The organism is Streptomyces nidicola (assembly GCF_050106155.1).
In the GTDB taxonomy this organism is placed as follows: domain Bacteria; phylum Actinomycetota; class Actinomycetes; order Streptomycetales; family Streptomycetaceae; genus Streptomyces.
This window is the reverse complement of sequence record NZ_JBNBPI010000001.1, coordinates 705527-725996: the sequence shown is the minus strand read 5'-3', so window position 1 is coordinate 725996 and position 20470 is coordinate 705527. Positions and strand designations below refer to the sequence as shown.

At 69.4% G+C, this 20470-nt stretch carries 16 protein-coding genes; 11 read left to right on the top strand and 5 right to left on the bottom strand.

All coding sequences use genetic code 11. The features are described from left to right. Positions 1 to 102 precede the first annotated feature (102 nt). Complete coding sequence (locus tag ACOKM3_RS03445; protein WP_426896740.1) at positions 103 to 1059, top strand: helix-turn-helix domain-containing protein; 957 nt, start codon at positions 103 to 105, stop codon at positions 1057 to 1059. A gap of 936 nt (positions 1060 to 1995) precedes the next feature. On the opposite strand, the gene ACOKM3_RS03440 is transcribed toward ACOKM3_RS03445, so the two are convergent. After that, the gene (locus ACOKM3_RS03440; protein WP_426896738.1) at positions 1996 to 3453 is read right to left on the bottom strand and encodes an MFS transporter; all 1458 of its coding nucleotides are present in this window, start codon (positions 3451 to 3453) and stop codon (positions 1996 to 1998) included. Between the two features lie 213 nt (positions 3454 to 3666). Between ACOKM3_RS03440 and ACOKM3_RS03435 the strand changes: the two genes are divergently transcribed. Further along, a complete protein-coding gene (locus ACOKM3_RS03435) occupies positions 3667 to 4314 on the top strand; it encodes a TetR/AcrR family transcriptional regulator (protein ID WP_426906691.1) in 648 nt (215 codons plus the stop codon). A gap of 61 nt (positions 4315 to 4375) precedes the next feature. Here ACOKM3_RS03435 and ACOKM3_RS03430 read toward each other — a convergent pair whose 3' ends face one another. Further along, positions 4376 to 4978 (bottom strand): TetR/AcrR family transcriptional regulator, encoded by a 603-nt coding sequence (locus ACOKM3_RS03430; RefSeq protein WP_426896736.1) that lies wholly within the window; start codon positions 4976 to 4978, stop codon positions 4376 to 4378. 123 nt (positions 4979 to 5101) lie between these two features. Here ACOKM3_RS03430 and ACOKM3_RS03425 point away from each other — a divergent pair, with 123 nt between their 5' ends. Together ACOKM3_RS03425 and ACOKM3_RS03420 are read left to right on the top strand one after the other, a co-directional pair. Next, positions 5102 to 5869 (top strand): SDR family NAD(P)-dependent oxidoreductase, encoded by a 768-nt coding sequence (locus tag ACOKM3_RS03425; RefSeq protein WP_426896734.1) that lies wholly within the window; start codon positions 5102 to 5104, stop codon positions 5867 to 5869. Between the two features lie 67 nt (positions 5870 to 5936). Beyond that, positions 5937 to 6536, top strand: coding sequence for a GOLPH3/VPS74 family protein (locus ACOKM3_RS03420; protein WP_426896732.1), 600 nt, complete (start codon positions 5937 to 5939; stop codon positions 6534 to 6536). Between the two features lie 23 nt (positions 6537 to 6559). Here the strand turns inward: ACOKM3_RS03420 and ACOKM3_RS03415 are convergent, their stop codons facing one another. Both ACOKM3_RS03415 and ACOKM3_RS03410 read right to left on the bottom strand, forming a co-directional pair. Next, a complete protein-coding gene (locus tag ACOKM3_RS03415) occupies positions 6560 to 7297 on the bottom strand; it encodes a class I SAM-dependent DNA methyltransferase (RefSeq protein ID WP_426896730.1) in 738 nt (245 codons plus the stop codon). Positions 7298 to 7383: 86 nt separating this feature from the next. Continuing rightward, positions 7384 to 8895 (bottom strand): carotenoid oxygenase family protein, encoded by a 1512-nt coding sequence (locus tag ACOKM3_RS03410; RefSeq protein WP_426896728.1) that lies wholly within the window; start codon positions 8893 to 8895, stop codon positions 7384 to 7386. Between the two features lie 273 nt (positions 8896 to 9168). On the opposite strand from ACOKM3_RS03410, the gene ACOKM3_RS03405 reads away from it, so the two are divergent. Both ACOKM3_RS03405 and ACOKM3_RS03400 read left to right on the top strand, forming a co-directional pair. Then, positions 9169 to 9678, top strand: coding sequence for a hypothetical protein (locus tag ACOKM3_RS03405; RefSeq protein ID WP_426896726.1), 510 nt, complete (start codon positions 9169 to 9171; stop codon positions 9676 to 9678). A 58-nt stretch (positions 9679 to 9736) separates the two neighbouring features. Further along, positions 9737 to 11494 carry a family 43 glycosylhydrolase gene (locus ACOKM3_RS03400; RefSeq protein WP_426896724.1) on the top strand — a complete coding sequence of 586 codons (1758 nt, stop codon included), beginning with the start codon at positions 9737 to 9739 and terminating at the stop codon, positions 11492 to 11494. Between the two features lie 41 nt (positions 11495 to 11535). Here the strand turns inward: ACOKM3_RS03400 and ACOKM3_RS03395 are convergent, their stop codons facing one another. After that, positions 11536 to 12753 carry an FAD-dependent monooxygenase gene (locus ACOKM3_RS03395; protein ID WP_426896722.1) on the bottom strand — a complete coding sequence of 406 codons (1218 nt, stop codon included), beginning with the start codon at positions 12751 to 12753 and terminating at the stop codon, positions 11536 to 11538. A gap of 133 nt (positions 12754 to 12886) precedes the next feature. Between ACOKM3_RS03395 and ACOKM3_RS03390 the strand changes: the two genes are divergently transcribed. The 5 genes from ACOKM3_RS03390 to lysX all read left to right on the top strand — a co-directional run bounded on the left by ACOKM3_RS03390 (position 12887) and on the right by lysX (position 20466). Beyond that, positions 12887 to 14095, top strand: coding sequence for a PucR family transcriptional regulator (locus ACOKM3_RS03390; protein WP_426896720.1), 1209 nt, complete (start codon positions 12887 to 12889; stop codon positions 14093 to 14095). A 152-nt stretch (positions 14096 to 14247) separates the two neighbouring features. After that, positions 14248 to 14766 carry a mycothiol transferase gene (locus ACOKM3_RS03385; protein WP_426896718.1) on the top strand — a complete coding sequence of 173 codons (519 nt, stop codon included), beginning with the start codon at positions 14248 to 14250 and terminating at the stop codon, positions 14764 to 14766. A 300-nt stretch (positions 14767 to 15066) separates the two neighbouring features. Next, positions 15067 to 16332, top strand: a complete 1266-nt coding sequence (locus ACOKM3_RS03380; protein WP_426896716.1) for a DUF2254 domain-containing protein — start codon at positions 15067 to 15069, stop codon at positions 16330 to 16332. A gap of 33 nt (positions 16333 to 16365) precedes the next feature. Then, positions 16366 to 17157, top strand: a complete 792-nt coding sequence (locus ACOKM3_RS03375; RefSeq protein ID WP_426896714.1) for a hypothetical protein — start codon at positions 16366 to 16368, stop codon at positions 17155 to 17157. 21 nt (positions 17158 to 17178) lie between these two features. After that, positions 17179 to 20466 carry a bifunctional lysylphosphatidylglycerol synthetase/lysine--tRNA ligase LysX gene (gene lysX, locus ACOKM3_RS03370; protein ID WP_426896712.1) on the top strand — a complete coding sequence of 1096 codons (3288 nt, stop codon included), beginning with the start codon at positions 17179 to 17181 and terminating at the stop codon, positions 20464 to 20466. Positions 20467 to 20470 lie beyond the last annotated feature (4 nt).

Genomic DNA, 20470 nt, shown 5'->3' with positions numbered 1-20470 from the left:
GAAGTGGAATGCTTCAACTGCCGTGCTCTGTAAGGAAGATCCTGGTCGAGAAGGGCACTCGGCACGAGTGTCCGGAACGACATGGCCCGTACAATTCCGGACATGACTACGGTTGCTGTGGCCGTCACCGACGGAATGCTGCACTTCGAGATGGCGCTGGCCTGCGAGGTGTTCGGCGGCAACCCGGTCGGCCCGACCGACGCCTGGTACGACCTCGCGGTCTGCGGGCCGGGTCCTGTGCGGGCCGGGCGGTTCCGGCTGGAGCCCGACCACGGTTTCGATCAACTCGCGCGCGCCGACACCGTGATCGTCCCCGGCTGGGCCGACATCGACGTAAATCCGCCGGCCGAGCTGGTCGACGCGGTACGCACGGCCCATGAGGCGGGCGCGCGGGTGGCCTCCCTGTGTACGGGGGCTTTCGTGCTGGCCGCGGCCGGCCTGCTCGACGGCGAGCGGGCCACCACGCACTGGGCCCACACTCAGGTGCTGGCCGAGCGCCATCCTCGGGTGGAGGTCGACCCGGACGTCCTCTACGTGGACAACGGCCGCGTCCTCACCTCCGTGGGCAAGGCCGCCGCCATGGACCTGTGCCTGCACCTCGTCCGCCTCGACCACGGCTCGTCGGTCGCCAACACCCTCGCCAGGCGCCTGGTGGTGCCGCCCCATCGGGACGGCGGTCAGGCCCAGTTCGTCACCACCCCCGTCCCGGCCCCCGACAGCCACCCACTCGCCGGGCTCTTCCCGTGGGTGATGCGGCGCCTGGACCAACCGCTCACCGTGGACGACCTGGCGCGCCAGGCCGGGATGAGCTCCCGCCACCTGGGGCGCCACTTCAGGGCGGTCACCGGCGCCACACCGCTGCAGTGGCTGCTCGTCCAACGGATACGGCACGCACAGGAGTTGCTGGAAACCACGGACGACACCGTCGACACCATCGCGGCCGCCACCGGCATGGGTACGGCCACGACACTGCGCCGCAACTTCAACCGGACGGTGGGCGTGCCCCCGGACGCCTACCGTCGCACCTTCCGGTCACGGCCGTCTCCCGCCTCACCGTGACGGCGTCGTCGTCCGAGGCCGGGCCGACCACTGCCACGTACGCACCGACGACTCCGCGCTCCATGGGGGGCGGACGTCTCCAGCGGGTGCGCCGGTCGGGCGGGTCGGCCCGCCCCTTCACACCGCCTCCTCCGAGTCGACGACCCGCCCCGGGCCCCGGCGTACGAAGTTCAGCGGGACCGCGCATCGTGGGCGAAAGTACCGCCCGGCATGGGGCGTTCGGGGGTTTACTGTCTGGGCGGCATCCTCGTCTGCCGAACGCTGATCGCGGAGCTCGCGAGAAGGGGCCGTCTTGATCCTCCTCATACCGGTGGTGTTTCTCGCTGCCGTCGCATTGGTCCTGTTCTTGATGTTCCGGGGCCTCGGAGTTGCCCTGCCGGGGGACCCGCGCTGGTCCGGGTGCGGATGGCGCCGCCCGGTCGTGGCAGCCGCGTTCCTGTGTGCGGCCTCGGCTACGGCCGCCTATTCGTGGGGAGTCGTGGGCCTGATGTCGACCGTGGCCGTCGCGCAGGACGGTGGGGCGGATTCGTCTCCGTTCCCGTACAACCACCCGTGCAGGGAGCAGGTTGAGGGGGCCGTGGACTATGACGTCCAGTTCCTCACCTTGCGGACCGTATGCGTGATGGATGACGGGACGCGTACAGCAGTGGATGACGTGTCCCAGGCTGTTCGTGCGACTGCAGCGGTATCGGCGGCCTCCGCCGCCGTATTGGTGGGCGTGCTGTTGGCGGCCGGAGCCTCGCGTGCACGCCGAGAGTCAGAGCGAGTAGCGCGATGAGGTGAGAAGCCGGACAGCGTGATGAGGTCGATGCGGCGTGCATCCCGTACGCGTTGTGCGTACCGCGTCGGCGCCGACTGCCATACACCGGTCGGCAGTCGGCGCCGGTAGGCATGGGTGTCGCCGTCCGCGGAGGTCGGTGCCGCAGGGCCCGTTGCTCAGGCAGGCTCCTCGACGGAGTGCGAGTCGGTGAGGGTGGCGGCGCCGCCCGCCGCGACCAGGCCGACGACCACCGCCAGTACGGCGTAGGTGATCCGCTCGCCGTGGAAGAAGGACTGCACGAGGCTGCTGCTCCAGACGCCCGCGGGCAGCTGGGTGGTGACCAGGGCGGCGATCATCGTGCCGACGATGGCGGTGCCGACGCTCGTGCCGACCTCCTGCGCGGTGTCGTTGAGCGCCGTGCCGATCGAGGTGCGGTTCTCCGGCATGGCGTCGACCAGCGCGATGGCGCAGATCGTCATGACGGTGCGCAGCCCGATGGTCATCACGACCATGCAGAGGGCGATGGCCGCGTACCCGTGCTCCACACCCCAGGCGAGACCGGCCAGCGCACCGGCCAGGCAGGCCGCGCCGACCAGGCAGGCGATGCGGTGCCCGAACCTCTTCGCGAGCCATTCCGACAGCGGAGTCGCGACGATCATGGTCACGATCATCGGCAGGTTCGCCAGGCCGGCCCGCACCGGGCTCCACCCGTAGGCGTACTGGAAGTGCAGGATGAGCCCGAACATCACGCCGGCCATCGCGATGGACGTGCCGATCTGGGCGATGGCGGCGCCCCGGACGGTACCGCTGGAGAAGACCTTGAGGTCCAGCATCGGCGCCTCGCTGCGACGCTCGTGCCGTACGAACCCGATGGCCGCGGCCACGGCGCCGAGGACCGAGACGACGGTGGCCGTGGAGAGCCAGCCGTGCTCGACGCCGCTGGTCAGCGCGTAGCAGGCCAGGCCGATGGTGAGCACGCTCAAGGCGGCGCCGGGCAGGTCGAGCCGGTCGTTGGTCAGACCGTCCGGCTGGTCCGCGGCGACGCCGAACCGCACGCCGATGGCCGCGATCAGCGCGATCGGTGCGTTGATCAGCAGGAGCCACTGCCAGCTCACGTGGGCGAGCGCGGTGCCGCCCAGGAGCGGGCCGAGGATGAACCCCGACATGCCGACGACGATCATCAGGGTCATGGCGCGCATGCGCAGCGCCTGGTCGTCGAAGAGGCGGAAGACGAGCGAGTTGGTGATGGGCGCCATGGCCGCGGCGGCGATGCCGAGCGCGGCTCTCAGGGCGATGAGCTGCCCGGTGGAGTTCACGGCTATGACGGCCAGGCTCAGCAGGCCGAACCCGGCGAGGCCGACCAGCAGTACGCGGCGGCGTCCGAAGCGATCGGCGATGGAACCCGCTGTGAGCAGAAGACCGCCGAACGTCAGGGAGTAGGCGCCGGTGACCCACTGCAGGGCGGTCGTGCCGCTGCCGAGATCGCGGCCGATGGTGGGCAGCGCGATCGAGAGCAGCGTGTTGTCGACCATCTCGACGAAGAAGGCCAGGCACAGCGCGGCCAGGGGAATCCAGGCCGCACGCAGGGACGGATAGGTACGGGATGCGGCGGGCGCGATGGGTGTCGTAGTCATGGCCGGCCTCCTTTCGGAGCGTCGCCGGTCGTGACGGGACGCTCAACATGGAACGCGGTTCGGTGGACGAACGTCGTTCGATAATGGAACGTGGTTCGAGAGTAGAACGTCGTTCGATGTTGTGCAAATTGTGGTTGGATGGATGTCATGACACCGCCGCGAACCCGCCCCGCCGAAGCCCCCGCCCGAGGACGCAGGCGTGCTTCGCACTCTCTGGAGGCCGTCCTCGACGCGGCCGTGGCCCTCCTCGACGAGGCCGGTGGACCGGCCCTGACCTTCCGCGCCCTGGCCGCCCGGCTCGGCACCGGTGTCGGCACCATCTACTGGTACGTCGCGAACAAGGACGAGCTGCTCGACCGCGCCACCGACCATGCGATCGCGGGAGTCCTGGCCGCCGTCGAGGAGCAGCCCGGCAGCGACGACCCGATCGCGGACCTCCGCGCGATGGCCGTCGCGATGTTCGACGCGATCGTGGACCGGCCCTGGCTGTCGGCCTACTTCATGCGCAACACCGACCTCCAGGGCAACTCGCTGCGGCTGTACGAGAAGCTCGGCGAGCAGACGCTCCGCCTCGACCTCACACCCCGGCAGCGCTTCCACGCCGTCTCGGCGATCACGGGCGTCGTCGTCGGCACAGCCACGGACCTGGGCCTGGAGGCCCCGCAGGAGGTGCTCGAAGGCGAGGTGGACCGCGACGCGTACCTCGATCGCTTCGCCGAAAAGTGGCGCTCGCTCGACGCCACGGAATTCCCGTTCGTACGCGAGATCGTCGACGAGTTCGCCGGGCACGACGACCGGGACCAGTTCCTCGCCGCGCTGGATCTGACCCTGGCCGGCCTCCGCCTCCAAGCCGGAACCTGACCTTCGCGACGGAATTTGATGGCGCGGCGAGTGCCGTGCCACTCGTCGACCGGCGGCGCCCTTACCCCTCGCCCTGCTCCCGCAGGTATGCGATGCCGACATCGAGCGCCGCCTTGAGGTGGGCCGAGTCGCCCGTGGACATCATGATCGTCACGCCGCCCTGGATCCCCGCGAGCAGTGCTGCTGCCGCCCGGTCCACGTCGAGGTCGGGCGGGACCAGGCCGCCCGACTGGAGGGTGCGGATGCCCCGGGCGAGGTACTCCTGCCATTGCCGCATCAGTTCCGTGACGATCGCCCTGGCGCCCGTGCCGGAGCGTCCGACCTGGAGGAACAGCGCTCCCAACGGGCAGTGGTCGCCCTGGAGTTCGTAGCGGCGCACCACCAGGTCGCGCCACCGCTGCCAGGACTCCCACGTGTCGAGGCGGCCCAGGTGCGGCTGTTGGTCCTCGAGCACCCGGTCGGCCTCGAACTGGGCCACGGCGAGGAGGAGTTCGTCCTTGCCGCCGGGAAAGTAGTGGAAGAGCTGGCTCTTGCTGGTGCCGGTGCGGGCGCGGATGTCGTCGAGGGTCGTGAACGAGACGCCCTGCTCGCGCAGCACCTCGGCCGCGCCGCCGACGATGCGGGCGCGGGTGGCCCGCCCCTTGGCGGTCAGTGTGTCGGCCATCGGCTCTCCTTGTCCGTCGTGCCCGACGGTACTCCGTACTGGACTTGCCGGTCCATTTTTCGCGGAGCACTGTGAACAGCCCAGCCACGGACAAGCCCAGCCACAGACAAGGGAGAGCACGTCATGAATGGACGACTGCACGGCAAGACGGCGCTGATCACAGGCTCGACCAGCAATATCGGGCGGGCGATCGCGGAGGTGTTCGCCGCCGAGGGCGCCCATGTCGCCGTGTCCGGACGCAACGCGGAACGCGGAGCCGCCGTCGTCGCGGGCATCCGTGAGGCCGGCGGCCGGGCCGACTTCGTGGCGGCGGATCTCGACGGCGCGGAGGCCGCCCGCGAGCTGGCCGAACGGGCCACCGCCACGCTCGGCGGCCGGATCGACATCCTGGTCAACAACGCCGGCATCTACCCCTCGCCCGGCACGGTCGACACCGACGAGAAGACCTTCGACCACCTCTACGCCGTGAACGTGAAGGCGCCCTTCTTCCTCACCGCCGCCATCGCCCCCGCGATGGCCGCGGCGGGCGGTGGCGCGGTCGTGAACCTCGGCTCGTGGATCGCCCGGCTCGGCGTCCCCTCCGGCGCCCTCTACAGCTCCACCAAGGGGGCCATGGAGACGCTGACCCGCGCCTGGGCCGCCGAGTTCGGCCCGCAGGGTGTCCGGGTCAACGCCGTCTCGCCCGGCGTGGTCCTTCCCCTGCCGCCGGCGGGCGATGCACCCCACCCAGGCGTAGTCATGACGAAGGGCACTCCGGCGGGCACCGTCGGCACCCCGGAGGCCATCGCCCACGCGGCCCTCTGGCTGGCGAGCGACGAGGCATCCTTCACTCACGGCACGGTGGTGGACGTGGACGGTGGCCGCACCGGAGTAGCCGTCATCGCCGCGTAACGCCCCGCGCCGGGGCGATCCGGGGCGCCGGCTCGTACGCTGGGCGGCACCGTCAGAGGGAGCGCTCATGAACACCGCACGTGACCTGCTGCTCGTCTCCATGGACAGGGAGCACGGAGTTCCCGCCGACCAGGGCGCCCTGTCGCTGGCGCTCGCCGGTGGGGAGCTCATCGACCTCCTGGGAGTGGAAGCCGTCGCCGTGACCGGTGAGCGGATCGTGCCGGGGCACGCGCCCGCGCAGGATGACGAGTTGATGCGCAAGGCCGTGGCCTCGTTGGTGCGTGAGGAGCCGTACGAGTTGGTGGACGACTGGCTGTGGCGGCGGGGGAGGGGGCTGGCCGCGGAGTATGTGGACGCGTTGCGAGCCGAGGGGCTGGTCGTCCGGACGTCGCACCGCTTGAGGCTGAAGCCCGATCGGCCGGAGAGCGTTCCTTCGGCGGCGCGACAGGCCGCGGTCGACCGGTGGGAGGGCGGTGAACCGGTGCTTGGGGCCTTGGTTGCAGCTCTCTCGCAGGGGGAGGGGGAGGCGGTCGAGGTGTCGGGGCTGTCGGACGCGGTGGTGACCGTGCTGGCCGTCGTCGGCGGCGCCGAGCTGGAGCTGGAGGCGGAGCGGCAACGACGGTCCGTCGAGAAAGCCGCGTTCGACAACATCTGGCGCGGCGCGTGAGCCGCTGGACCCGGTGACCGGCCTCAGACCGGCTTGCGCCACACGGAGATGTGCTGCGCGGAGTCCTGGGTGAACGGGGACCCGTCCCAGTCCGCGACGCGACGTTCCAGTGCCAGCCCGGCGATCCGTGCCATCAGATCCAGCTCCGCCGGCCAGGCGTACCGGTGCCGGGATTCGTCGCGGCGGTAGCGGCCGTCCTCGTCGCGGGTGAAGTGATGCGAGACGAGTGTCTGCTCGGCCAGGTCGAAGGTGTCGAAGCCGAGATGCCCGTCGGAGACGTCGAACGGCACCGCGACCTGGCCGGGCGGCAGGAAACGCAGCGGTGGCACGCCCAGTTCGATGACGAACCGGCCGCCGGGCTCCAGATGACGCGCCGCGTTGCGGAAGCAGTCGACCTGCTCCTCCTGCGTGAGCAGGTTCGAGATGGTGTTGTAGACGAGATAGACCAGGGTGAACCCGCCGGGGACGACCGTCGTGGCCATGTCCCCGATGGTCACCGGGAGCGTGTCCTCGTCGACCTTGCGCCGCAGCACCGCTGCCATGTGCTCGGACAGTTCGATACCCACGACCGGTACGCCGCGTTCCCGCAGCGGGACGCCCACGCGTCCGGTCCCGATGGCGAACTCCAGTGCCCGGCCGTCCCCGGCGAGGCCGGCGAGGAAGGCGAGCGTCGGTTCGAGTACGGACGCCGAGGACGACTCGGCCTCCTCGGCGTCGTAGCGGTCGGCGGTCGCACGGGTCCACACTTCACTGCTCGTCACGGGCGGCCACTCTGCCGGGTGCCGAGGACGTTGTCGACGTATTTATCCGGTCACCCGGCCGGCGCCGCGCTCACCCGGTGACGCCGTCAGGCGTCCGCGATCCAGCTGCCGTGGAAGCCCAGCGGAACCCGGCCGGGCAGGTGGACCCGGGCCAGCGGGTGGCCGCCGAAGTCCTGCGCCGAGAGGATCATCAGGTCCGTCGCGCCCCGGTCGGGGTCGTTCACGTACGACAGCACGTAGCCGTCGTCCTCGTCACGCGCCCCGCGCCGCGGGACGAAGACCGGCTCGCTGACCGCCGCCCCCGCGGGAAAACGGCTCAGCTGCCTGCTGCCCCGCAACATGTCATGTTTTATCAGGTAGTTGGTGAACTTCTCCTCCGGCGGCACACCGTCGACCATCTCGTACGCGCGCCACATCTCGGCCGCGCTCGCGGTGTAGGCATAGCGGTGCCGGCGCGAGACCAGGGATTCGTTGATGCGCGGGAATTCCTGCGGACGGTCGTCGAGGCGGCTGCTCCGCACCCGGCCCGCGCGCGGATCGATCGTCCAGCGGTCCAGCGTCGGGGCACCGGTCGCACTGGGCCCGCCGGTACCGCGGCCGGCGGCGTAGAACGGTGCGGGGAACCCGATGTACTCCATGACGACCGTGTCCCCCTGGTCGTACGCGTTGAGGGTGTGCGAGTAGTACACCGGGTCGATCTCGAACCAGCGCGTGGTGCCGCCTGTGCGCGGCAACAGCCCGATGCGCATGGGGTGTCCGTCGTTCCACACGTACGGCACGATCGCGCCCGCCTCCGCTGCCGCGGCGTCGAAGGTGATCGGCACATCCACGATCACCACGTACTTCTCGGTGAGCGCGAAGTCGTGCATCATCGGCGCATCCGCCACGGGAACGCGCGTGGTGCGCGCCACTCGGCCGGTCCGGTCGATCATGATGTGCCGCACATGGTCCCAGGCCGGGTAGTACGCGATCGCGTGCAACTCGTCGGCCGCCGCGTCGTACTTGGTGTGCGCGGTGAACGCGCCCTCGAGACTGGAGCGGAAGTCGTACGGGCGCACGGTGCGCAGCTCGCCGTCCAGTTCGTACGGCAACGGCCCGCTTTCCTGCATCGCCAGGATGCGGCCCTTGTACGGGATCACGTGGGTGTTGCAGGCGAAGTCGTCCGGCGGCACCTGGCCCGGGTATCGCTCGCCCAGCTTCTTCGTCACCTGGGAGGAACGCACCCAGCGGTTGCGGTACCACTCCGCGCGTCCGTCGCGCAGCCGCACCCCGTGCACCATCCCGTCGCCGAGCATCCAGTGGTGGGCGCGGACATCCTCCAGGCCCAGCGCGTTCGGGCCGTTGCGCAGGTAACGGCCGTCCAGGTCACGCGGGATGCGGCCGGTCACCTTGAGATCGAAGGCGGTCAACTCCTCGGTGGCCGGCGCGAAGGCCCCTTCCAGAAACGGCCTCGCACCGCTTGCGCCGGGCTTCGCGGCCACGCCGGCGGTGTCCGCCGCAGCCGGGAGGAATCCGGGCCCGAGGCCGCTGCCGACCGCGGTGCCCGCCGCGGCGACCGCGGCTCCCTTGAGGAGTTTCCGCCGTGTGTGACTGGCCATCATGTTTCCCCGCTCTGTGGTCCATGCCGACTTCGTGAGCCGCACTCGTGGCGACGGGAACCACCCTCCTCCCCGGTCGCCCGAGCGGCAGTCGGCCCAGGCCCCGGATCGGGGTGTAGCCAGCTCCACCCCGATCTCCACCAGTTGACGTCACGTCACCGGCCATCCGAGGTCTTCCGTACGCGCGTAGACCCTGGCACGATCTGTGCCGATCCACCTGCACCACAGCTGTCACATCCCACTCAGGCACTGGCAGGAAGGACCGCGATCCCCATGCGCATCCGCTCCGCGCTCACCGCGCTCGCCCTCACCACGGGCGCACTCGTCGCACCCGGTTTCGGCGTGCTGACGAGCTCCACCGACGCGTTCGCCGCCACGAAGCTCTCGCATGCGACGGCGACGTCGATGTTCAGATCGGCCGGGATCACCTGGTCCTCGTCCGGCGGCTGTTCCGACCGCAACGTGTCCACGTGCACATCGTTCGACCAGCTCAATCTCGCCACCGCCCAGGGTGCCCAGACGCTGAAGTCGGCCAGTGGGTGCGCGCTCAACATCACGGGTGGCACTGAGACCGGCCACGCGAGCGGCACGTACTCGCATTGGAACGGCTACAAGCTCGACTTCGCCAAGAGCACCTGCGTCACGAATTACGTCAAGAACCACTTCACCTACATCGGTCTGCGCGGCGACGGCGCCCCGCAGTACAAGGCCGCGTCCGGCAACGTGTACGCCGACGAGGGCAACCACTGGGACGTGACGTTCTACAACTGCGGTGGCTGCTGACCGCGGCCTCCGTTCCCCAACCCCCTTTATTTCCCGTTCCGTTGAAGAAGGTGCCGTCATGAGCCGCCAGCCCGAAGGGTCCTCTTTTCCGCCCGCCAGACGTGCCGTTCTCGGCGGGACGCTGGCCCTCGCCGCCGCGGCCCTGGCGCCCGGCGCCGCCGTCGCCTCCGCGCGACGACCCGACGGTCGCCCAGGCGGGACCACCGCCACCGACGCCACGTACGCGAACGACGCGGCGACGTCCGGCGGCGACCCCTACGTGCTGTTCGACGAGCCGAGCGGCTACTACTACGCGTACTGCACGGGCGGTTCGGACGACGGCTACTACTTCGGTGTGCACCGCTCGCCCGACCTGTCGACGTGGGAGCGGCTGCCCGGTGGCGCGTTGCGCGTCGACGACCCGAAGCAGTGGGGCAAGGACTGGTTCTGGGCGCCGGAGGTCTACCGCAACCCCGACACCGGCCTGTACTACCTGTTCTACGCGGCCCGCATGGGCCCCGCCCTGGCCGAACGCTACTTCCGTTACGCGGACTTCGAGGAGCCGTGCTCGATCGGGGTCGCGGTGTCCTGCACACCCGAGGGCCCGTTCCGCAACATCGACGACCGGCCGCTGGACTACCACCCGTACAAACCGGACTACCACGACGTCAACCTGATCATGGACGCCGGCCAGCTCACCCCGCCGGCCACCGAGGAGGAGGGGCGCACCGCGCCGCTGGGCTCCTACATCCCGATGATCGATGCGAACCTGCTCTTCGACGAAGGCCGGATCTACCTCTACTTCTCCAGCAACGCCTACCGCAACTGGGTGTGGGACACCCGCCTCGGGAAGTACATCGAGGAGTCCAACATCGCCGCCGTCGAGCTGACCACGCACTGGTGGCGGGACCCCGAGGGCGCCACCATGCCCACCGTCCACCCGCGATACGTCGACGCCAACGCGGGGAGCGGGGCCGCCGACGGGCGGCGCAGGGACGGATTCGTGCCCGTCCTCACCTACGCCGCCGACCCGCAGTCCTGGGAGGACGCACACGTCAACGACCATGCCACGTCGGGCGGTTCGAAGAAGGATCGCCGCTGGGAAGAGGGCTCCACGACCTGGCGGCACGACTACGTCCACGCCGGTGAGCGGCGCACCTCGTACTACCTCACCTACTCGGCCAACAACTTCGAGAACCAGTACTACGGCGTGGGCTACGCCGTCGCCGATCACCCGCTGGGTCCGTGGCGCAAGTACACGAACAACCCGGTGCTCTCGCAGAATCCGGACGTCGGAATGTACTCCACCGGCCACGGCAGCCTGACCTCGTCACCGGACGGCAGCGAGCTGTACTACGTGCACCACGGCCGGACGTCGCCCACGTCGCCCGACCGCGTCGTCTACACCGAGCGGCTGCGTATCGACGACCACCGCCTGGATGCGGCCGGGCATCCGCTGCTCACCATCGACCAGTCCACCGGCGACGAACCCGTGCCCGCCGGGACCGCCCCGTTCAGGCTCACCGCCCGACCGGCTGCGGTGAGCGTGGGCGGGTCGGCGGAGGTCGTCAGCGTGGTGCGCAGTGCCGCGGGCGCCGCGTTCGACCTGTCGGCACCGGAGAACCGGGTGCGGGCCGAAGTACGCCCGGCCGGCCTGGCGTCGGTACACGTCGAGAACGGCACGGTGACGCTCCGCGGGCTGCGCAGGGGAGCGGCACGGCTGACGCTGGTGTACCAGCGGCGCCGGGCGGACGGCTCGTACCGCGACGTGCACCAGGCGCGACACGGGGGACGACCGGAGGCGGTGACGGTGACGGTGCCGGTTGTGGTGCGGTGAGGTCGGGAGCCCGGCGGCGGGTGTGACCTTCCGAGAGCGGGTCAGGCAGGCGCCGTTGCCTGGTCGCGATCGGCCGCGTACTCGTGGATCCAGGCGAGGTGACGCTGCCATGCGTCGGGGGCGCCGAGGCGTGCATTGCGTGCCTCGGCGCGGGCCCCGTCGGGGAGATGAAGGACGTCGGCGGTCGTGATCGAGGCGATCTGCACCTTGCGGGTGCGCTCCAGACGCCGCACCTGGTAGCGCAGCCGCGCCCGCTCCCAGTCCTCGCCACGGGCGAGCGCGTCGGTCAGGCAGTCGGCGAGCACGATCGCGTCCTCGATGGACTGGTTGGCCCCCTGGCCGTGGTGGGGGACGAGCGCATGTGCGGCGTCCCCGAGCAGGGTGACGCGTCCCTTGCTCCACTGGTGCAGAGGCGGCCGGTGGAAGAGTCCCCAACGATCGCCCGCCGGCACCGCGTTGATCATCTGGAGGACGGCGGGGTGCCAGCCTTCGAAGGCGGCCACATGTTCCCCGGGCGTGCCGGGTGCGAGCCAGGCCTGTTCGGGCCATGGCCCCTCAAGTCGCTTGACCAGCAGGAAGTTCTGCTCACCGCTGCCGATCGGGTAGTGCAGCAGGTGGCCGCCGGGACCCATCCAGAACTGGATCGCCTCGGGGTCCGGGAGCAGATCCAGGTGCTCGGGCCCGACGATGCCGCGCCAGCCGTAGCAGCCCGAGAAGCGGGCGTCGTCGTAGCCGACGACTGCACGGCGCAGCAACGACTTCGCGCCGTCGGCGCCGATGACCAGGTCGACCTCCGCACGGTCCCCGTCGGCGAAGTGCAGGACCGCCGCCGGGGCGCCGCTGTCGTCGATGCGCACCAGACGCTTCCCCAGGTGGAGGCCGACGCCGCCGAGGGCGCCGGCGAGCAGCTGTTGGATGTCGGCGCGGTGGATGCCGTAGTACGGCGCTCCGCACCGCGTCCGGTATGCCTCGCGGGAGAGCACCCTGCCGATCACGCGGCCGTCCCGGCCGTCGCGGAAGAACAGCCCGTCGACATCGGCGGACTTCTCCGCCAGCCCCTCTCCTATGCCGGTCCGGTCGCGCAGGAAGCGGGTCGCGTTCGCCGACAGGGCGACCGCCGCGCCCACCTCGCGCAATTCCTCGGCCTGTTCGTACACGTGGGGTTCCAGGCCCTGCCTGCGCAGCTCGACGGCGAGGGTGAGTCCTCCGATCCCCGCGCCCACGATGGCGATCCTCCGCCCTGAGTTCACACCGGTCATGCTCGACTCCTCCCGCTCGGTCGCTCGGTCGGTCCGACGCTAGGCGGGGCGCGCGGTGCCCCGCATCGGCCCGCAGTGGCAACCTTCACCACCGCAGTCCGACAGTGTGTCGGAGCGTGTCTACGATGCGTCCATGCAGCGGACACCCGACCTGGACGACGCGGTCCAGGACCTTTCCGAGGCCGTCGGGCACCGGCTCATCCTCATCGACGAGACGATGCGAGTGGTGGGCTACTCCATCCACGAGAGCGAGACCGACCGCCGGCGCCTCTCACACGTCCTGGCACACAGCGACGCGTGGGAACCGCCGCGAACAACCGCTCATCCGTACTGTGTTGAGCCGGTCCCAGCGCTGGGCGAGTGCCTGTTCCTGTGCCTCGCCGACCGGAACCACCGGATCACGGGCCACTTGGTTCTCGTGCTCGGCACGGAGCGCGTTCCGGCCGATGTGCTCGACACACTGGTGGCGGCGGGCCCGTCACTCGGTGACCTGCTGGCACTCCGCCGACTCCGCGCCGAGCAGGAGCTCGCGCGCTCACGGACGCTGACCGTCGACCTGGTCACCGGTGGCCCCGAGAGTCGAGCAGCCGCGGCAGAGGCGCTCGTGGCCGAGCGGATCCTCAGCGCGTCGGGTCGGTACTGCCCGGTCGTGCTCGGCACCGACCCGCGTACTGCCGCACCCCGCGACGGGGAAAGGGCGAGCCTGGCCGTCACGGAGACGCTCAGGTTCGTGGCCCGGTCCTCGACCGCCTCCGCGGCCGGTGCGCTGCTGCCCGACGGGCTGGGCGTCCTGCTCTTCCCGCGGCCGGTCGTCCAGGACCGGCTGACCCGAATTCTCGAACAGCCGCAGGTCGCGGGCGTCCGGGCCGGCATCGGCCCACTGGTCGAACTCCCCGACGTCCACCGCTCCTTCGAGCGCGCACGGCTGGCCTGGCGCGCCTCCTGCTTCGCACCGCAGGACCACCCGACCGTCACAGACTGGGATCAGGTGGGCCTCGACGGCACCCTCGCGCGGCTGCCGCTGGAGACACTCGGCGTCGACGAGCTCCCTCCGCCGGTCCACCGCCTGATCACCGCGGGGCTCGGCCTCGAGCTCCTGACGACGCTGGACTGCTACCTCGACCGGGGCGGCGACGCCCAGCAGACCGCCCGGGTGCTCAGCATCCACCGCTCGACGCTGTACTACCGGCTCGGCAAGATCCGTGCCGCCGTCGGAGGCGACCTTGCCGACGGCCGACTGCGTCGCGAGCTCCACACGGGCCTGAGAATCGCCCAACTCGCCGGTCTCGGCCCGTGGGGCGGCCCGCAGGCGTTGACGGCGCCTCGGCCTGTTCAGCGGTGAAATCTGCCGCCACCTATGCACGGGGCAGCCACTAGTAGATTCTTTGTAGCCGTGACCCACCTGACGCTGTTGAACGGTCCGCTGGACCGACCCCGGGGAATACGGACGGCCGGCTTCGAGGAGCCGGGCGGCCATATCCGGGAGATCGCACGGTGACCGCGGCCGAGTCCCCGACGGCGAACGCCGAGGTCCAGGCCCTCCTGTCCGTTCTGGACGCACAGCGCCGCCATGTCCTCGGCGTACTCGACGGGCTGGACGCGGAGGCACTGCGGCGGCCCGTGCTGCCGTCCGGATGGAGCTGCCTGGGGCTCGTCCAGCACCTCGCGCTCGACGTCGAGCGGTTCTGGTTCCGTGCCGTCATCACCGGCGATCCCGATGTCATCGACTCCCTCGACGACATCGACGACGCCTGGCAGGTGACCCCCGACGTACCGCACACCGAGGTACTCGACCGATACCGCACGGAGGCGGACCTCGCGGACACCGCCGTCGCCGCTGCGGACGCGGACACCCCTCTGGCCTGGTGGCCCCACCACCTCTTCGGCGCACCGCACTTGCACACCGTTCGGGACGTCCTGCTGCACGTCATCACCGAGACCGCGTGCCACGCAGGACATCTCGACGCCGCACGAGAACTCCTCGACGGCCGACGCTGGCTGGTGCTGACCTGAAACCCCTCGCGGGCCCGCGAAAGGGATGTTGTCCACGCGCGTGGAAGCGGTTACAAGCGCTGAAGCGTGGCTGCTTGGAGCGTGCTGGGTGCCCCCATTCCGATATGCGGCCTGATCTTGACCGCGATACGTTTCTGGGAACCCAGTGACGTTCGAGAGGGGCAGGTTCTTGCGGTCTCGTGAATATGGGTGGAAGCCGCAGGGTGATCACCATCGCGACACCGGAGGGAATGCCCTCCTGCTCATGGCGGGCGGCGGGTGATGCGCCCTCAGAGATGGCGGCCCAATACGACGTCGCATGTGCCCAGGTTCTCGCTCCTGGTACCGCTGTTGGGGTTTCTTGCGGGAGGCGTGTGGGGGATCGTCACCACCGAGGTGGACCAGATCCTGTCCGCTGCACCCTCACTCGGGAACGACCCGGACTTCCAGGCATTCCGGGATCCGAGCCGGGCGGTCATCGAATCGGTCGGGCCACCCATGCTCACCTTCATCGGTGTGGTCTTCTCTCTTACCCTCGTGGCGGTTCAGATGGCCGCCGAGAATCTCACGCCACGCGTAGTGCGTCTGTTCATGCAGAGCCGAGTGACGAAAACCGCTCTGGCGCTGTTTCTGGGGACTTTCTTCTACACGCTCGTGGTGCGGTATCTCTCTTTGCGTGTCGACGACAAGGGGGGCCAGAAGGACGTCTTCGTCCCGTTCCTCTCCGGCTTCTTCACCATGGTGCTGGTGACCTGCAGCGTTCTCGCCTTCATCGCATACGTGCAGCACACCCTGCGCCTGATGCGCTTGACCGAGGTCATCGACCTGCTCATGCGCGAGACGCTCAAGAGCGTGCGCCTGGTCCAGGGGCTGAGCAGGACACATGAGCCGTTTCTCGGGGAAAATCCTGCGGCGGAACACGAGGTACTCCTTGCGACACGTCCAGGCGTGTTGATCGGCTTCCACAGGAAAGCGATGGTCAGGGAAGCGGCCAGAAGCAAGTGTCAGCTGCGGTTACTGGCCCGCACGGGGGACTACCTCGTACCCGGCAGTCCTCTTGTGGCGGTGCACCCGACGGACGATGTCGCGGTGCGCCGGCCGGAGCGCTTTCGGCGGCACATCCGCACCGGCAGCGAGCGCGGTTCGGTCGAGGACGTGGCCTTCGGACTTCGGCAGCTCGTGGACATCGGGCTGCGAGCACTGTCCGGCTCGGTCAACGACCCCACCTCCGCCGTGCAGGTCCTCGACCGCATTCAGGTCGTGCTCACCGCCTGTGTGCGCGTGCCGTGGGGAAACATCGAGCACCGCGACGGAGCGGGTGTCGTCCGGCTCGTCGAAATTTCCCCCTCGTGGGACGACCTGGTGGTTCTGGGGTGCGAGGAGATGCTCCTGCACTGCGGGCCCGCTCCTCAGGTGACGCGGCGCTTCGCGGCCCTGCTGCGGGACCTGGAAGTTCTCGCCCCTCCTGATCGCCGCGAGGTGGTGAAGGGCTATCGGGAACGTCTGGAGCAGCACGTGGAATGTGAATTCACCGACCCCGAGCGACGGCTTTTCGCCGCCCTGCCGGACCGGCAGGGTATCGGGTGATCGTACGAACGCCGTCGGACGGAAGGAGGAGCTGTGGGGTCGTGGTTCACGCGTGAAATCGTCGACCAGGGTCAGCTCCCGCTGTTCTGTCTGCTGGCGGCGGTCATCGTCACATTCGGGTTCATCCGGTTCAGCGTGCGGATGATCCGCGCCCAGGTGCGGTGGTGGCCGGGCAATGTGACGCCAGGCGGCTTCCACATTCATCACGTGGTCTTTGGCGTGGTGTTCATGCTTCTGGGCGGCGTGGGTCTGGTCGCTGTCCGCAGCCCTCCCCTGGCGGTGCAGTCGTCTCTGGCCGCCCTCTATGGCATCGGGGCCGCTCTGGTGCTCGATGAGTTCGCGCTCATCCTGCATCTCCGTGACGTCTACTGGCAGCGTGAGGGACGTGCCTCTGTCGAGGCCATTTTCGTCGCCGTGGCGACCATCAGCCTGATGCTCCTTGGATTCCGACCGGTACCACTCGTCAGCGGAGGACGCGAACTTGGCGACGGCGTGGCCACCGGGATCTCGGTCATTTTCTGGCTGGTGCAGGCTTCTCTGGCCGTGGTCACCCTGCTCAAGGGCAAGTTGTGGACCGGATTGATAGGCGTGTTCTTCAACGTGTTCCTCGTTGTGGGCGCCATCAGATTGGCGCGGCCGAATTCCCCGTGGAGCCGGTCACGTTATGCCCCGCATTCCCGGAAGGACATCAACTCCCGGAGGCGGGAGGCCCGGTGGTGGGCGCCGGTCAACCAAAAGAAGGTCGCACTGCAGGAACTTCTTGCGGGCAAGCACAACCAGGTACCCAAAGAGCCTCCGCGTGAGGCGGACCGGGATTCCAGGTAAAGGGACGGAAGGGACAGCCCCATGGCCACCAGCGTTTCGACCGAATCCCCCGCCACAGCATTGCCCGAGGGCGACAGACCAGGCCAGCGGACGCGGAAGGTGCCGAAGGCCGTCTCGGGTGCCTTCGCCGCAGTAGCCGTCTACTGTGCGCTGATCGCGGTCGTCGCACCGCTGCGCCGCCTCCTGCAGCCGGTGACGCGCTTCCTGGACACGCTCACTGTCCCCATCAGCGCCAACCTGGCCTACGCGGCCTTCCTGCTCCTGCTGGCCGGGGCGATCGCGGCCCGCAAGAAGGTCGCCTGGTGGCTGGTCGTGGTCTATCTCGGCCTGCTGATCGCGGTTGACGTGTTGGGGGTCTGCTTCGGCCTTTTCGCCGATTCGCTTCCCTCGCTGATCGTGTGTGCGCTCTTCCTTGTTGTTCTGCTGGCAGCACACCGCGAGTTCTACGCCAGGACAAGGCATGGCTCGCTGCGCCGGGCGTTGTCGGCACTGCTGCTCGGACTCGTCGTGGCCGTCCTCGCCGGCTGGGGACTCGTCGCGCTCTTCCCTGGCACTCTTCGGGCCGGCGAACGCCTGCTCTGGGCGGCGGACAAGGTCTGTGGCGGGCTGGTGTCGGCGAGCCACTACGACGGCGCTCCGCCGCGCCCTCTTTCCTTCCTGCTCGGGCTCCTCGGCGCTCTGGTCCTCCTCAACGCCTGCGCGGTGCTGTTCCGCTCGCAGCGCATGGAAGCGGCCCTGCACGGTGACGAGGAGCCCCGCCTCCGGCTCCTGCTCGGCGCCTACGGCGCGCAGGATTCCCTGGGCTACTTCGCCACCCGGCACGACAAGGCAGTGGTGTTCGCGCCCAGCGGCAAGGCCGCCGTCACCTACCGCGTCGAAGCAGGTGTCTGTCTCGCCAGCGGTGACCCGGTCGGTGACCGGGAGGCCTGGCCCCACGCGATCGCCGCATGGCTGGACGTGGCTCGCAGGTTCGGCTGGGCCCCGGCCGCGATGGGCGCCTCCGAAGACGGCGCCACCGCCTTTTCCCGGGCGGGCCTCGGCGCTCTGCAACTGGGCGACGAAGCCATCGTGCACATCGCCGATTTCGACCTCGGCCACCGTGACATGCGAGTCACCAGGCAAGCGGTCGGCCGCGTGCGCCGCAGTGGTGCCACGTGCCGCATCCGCCGCCACTCCAGCCTGACCGACACGGAGATGAAGGAGGTCGTCGACAAGGCAGACGCCTGGCGTGACACCGAGACCGAACGCGGATTCTCCATGGCCCTGGACCGCCTCGGCGATCCGCTCGACGGTGACTGCCTGCTGGTCGAGGCTCTCGGTGCGGACGGCCAGCTGCTGGCGCTGTTGTCCTTTGTTCCCTGGGGCAAGGACGGCGTGTCCCTGGACCTGATGCGCCGTGACCGGAGCGCACCCAATGGTGTCACTGAGTTCATGGTTGCCGAACTCTGTGAGGCCGCCTCCCGGTTCGGTATCCGCCGGATCTCGCTGAACTTCGCGGTGTTCCGCTCGGCATTCGAGGAAGGCGCGCGGATCGGCGCGGGCCCGGTGCTGCGGCTGTGGCGCAGGCTGCTCCTCTTCTCCTCGCGCTGGTGGCAACTGGAGAGTCTGTACCGTTCCAACGCCAAGTACCGCCCGGAGTGGTATCCCCGCTTCATCTGCTATGCGGACGCGGCCGCCCTCGCCCGGATCAGCCTCGCCTCCGGTATCGCCGAGGGCTTCGTCTCCGTCCCTTCGCTGCGCCGCCTGTGGGGCAAAGGCCACAGCACGCCCTCCGCGGCCGCTGCCCCCGCAAGCACCGAACACCTGCCGTCCATCGAGGCCCTGAACCTTACCCAGGGCGAACCCGATGAGGACAAGACATCGCGGATGCCGGAGCAGGTGCGCATCCGTCACCGCAAGCTCGACCGGCTGCTCGCGAAAGGCGTCGACCCCTACCCCGTCGCTGAACTCACTCCCACGCACACGCTGGACCGGGTCACCGCCGACCTCGACGGCGAACAGGTCACCGTCGCGGGCCGGCTCATGTTCGTACGCGACTTCGGTGGCATCGTCTTCGCCGTGCTGCGCGACTGGTCGAGCGACCGGCAGCTGGCACTCAGCCGCGACCACGCCGGTCAGGACCTGATTGACACCTTTACGGCCGACACCGACATCGGCGACCACATCACGGTTACCGGTGAGACCGGCGCCAGTGACAGCGGCGAGGTGACCGTCTTCGTCAGCGACTGGACGCTCACCGGAAAATGTCTGCGCCCGCTGCCGGACAAGTGGCACGGTCTCGCCGACCCCGAGGCCAAGGTGCGACGCCGCTATCTCGACCTCGTGACGAGTCCCGACACCCGCGACGTGGTCCGTGCCAGGTCCGTGGCGGTGCAGGCGCTGCGCCAGGGCCTGCTGGAGCGCGGATATCTGGAGGTCGAGACGCCGATGCTGCAGCAGATCCACGGCGGAGCCAACGCGCGCCCTTTCACCACGCACATCAACGCCTACGACCTCGACCTGTACCTGCGTATCGCCCCCGAGCTGTATCTGAAGCGACTCTGCGTCGGTGGCCTGGAGAAGGTCTTCGAGATGGGCCGCACCTTCCGCAACGAGGGCGTCTCGTTCAAGCACAACCCCGAGTTCACGATGCTGGAGGCCTACCAGGCGCACGCGGACTATGACGTGATGCTCGACCTCACACGCGAACTGATCCAGGGCGCCGCGGTTGCCGCCTTCGGCTCACCCGTCGCCCGCAAGGACGGCATCGAGCACGACATCTCGGGTCTCTGGCCCGTGAAGACGGTGTATGGAGCCATTTCCGAGGCGCTCGGCGAGGCGGTCGACGCGGACACGGAGCTGCCGCAGCTGCTGCGGCACTGCGAGCGGGCCGAGATCCCGTTCGCGCCCGACGACACACGCGGCGACGTCGTACTGGAAATGTACGAGCGGCTCGTCGAGAAGAAGACCCAGTTGCCCACCTTCTACAAGGACTTCCCGACCGACGTCTCACCGCTGACCCGGCAGCACCGCGGCGACCCGAGGCTCGCAGAACGCTGGGACCTCGTCGCCTTCGGCACGGAACTCGGCACTGCGTACAGCGAGTTGACCGATCCCGTCGAACAGCGCCGGCGCCTCAGGGCCCAGTCACTGTTGGCCGCTGGTGGCGACCCTGAGGCCATGGAACTGGACGAGGATTTCCTCGACGCCCTGGAATACGCGATGCCTCCCACCGGCGGACTCGGCATCGGTGTCGACCGGCTCGTCATGTTCCTCACCGGTCGCACCATCCGCGAGACCCTGCCTTTCCCCCTGGTCCGCCGACACTGACCCG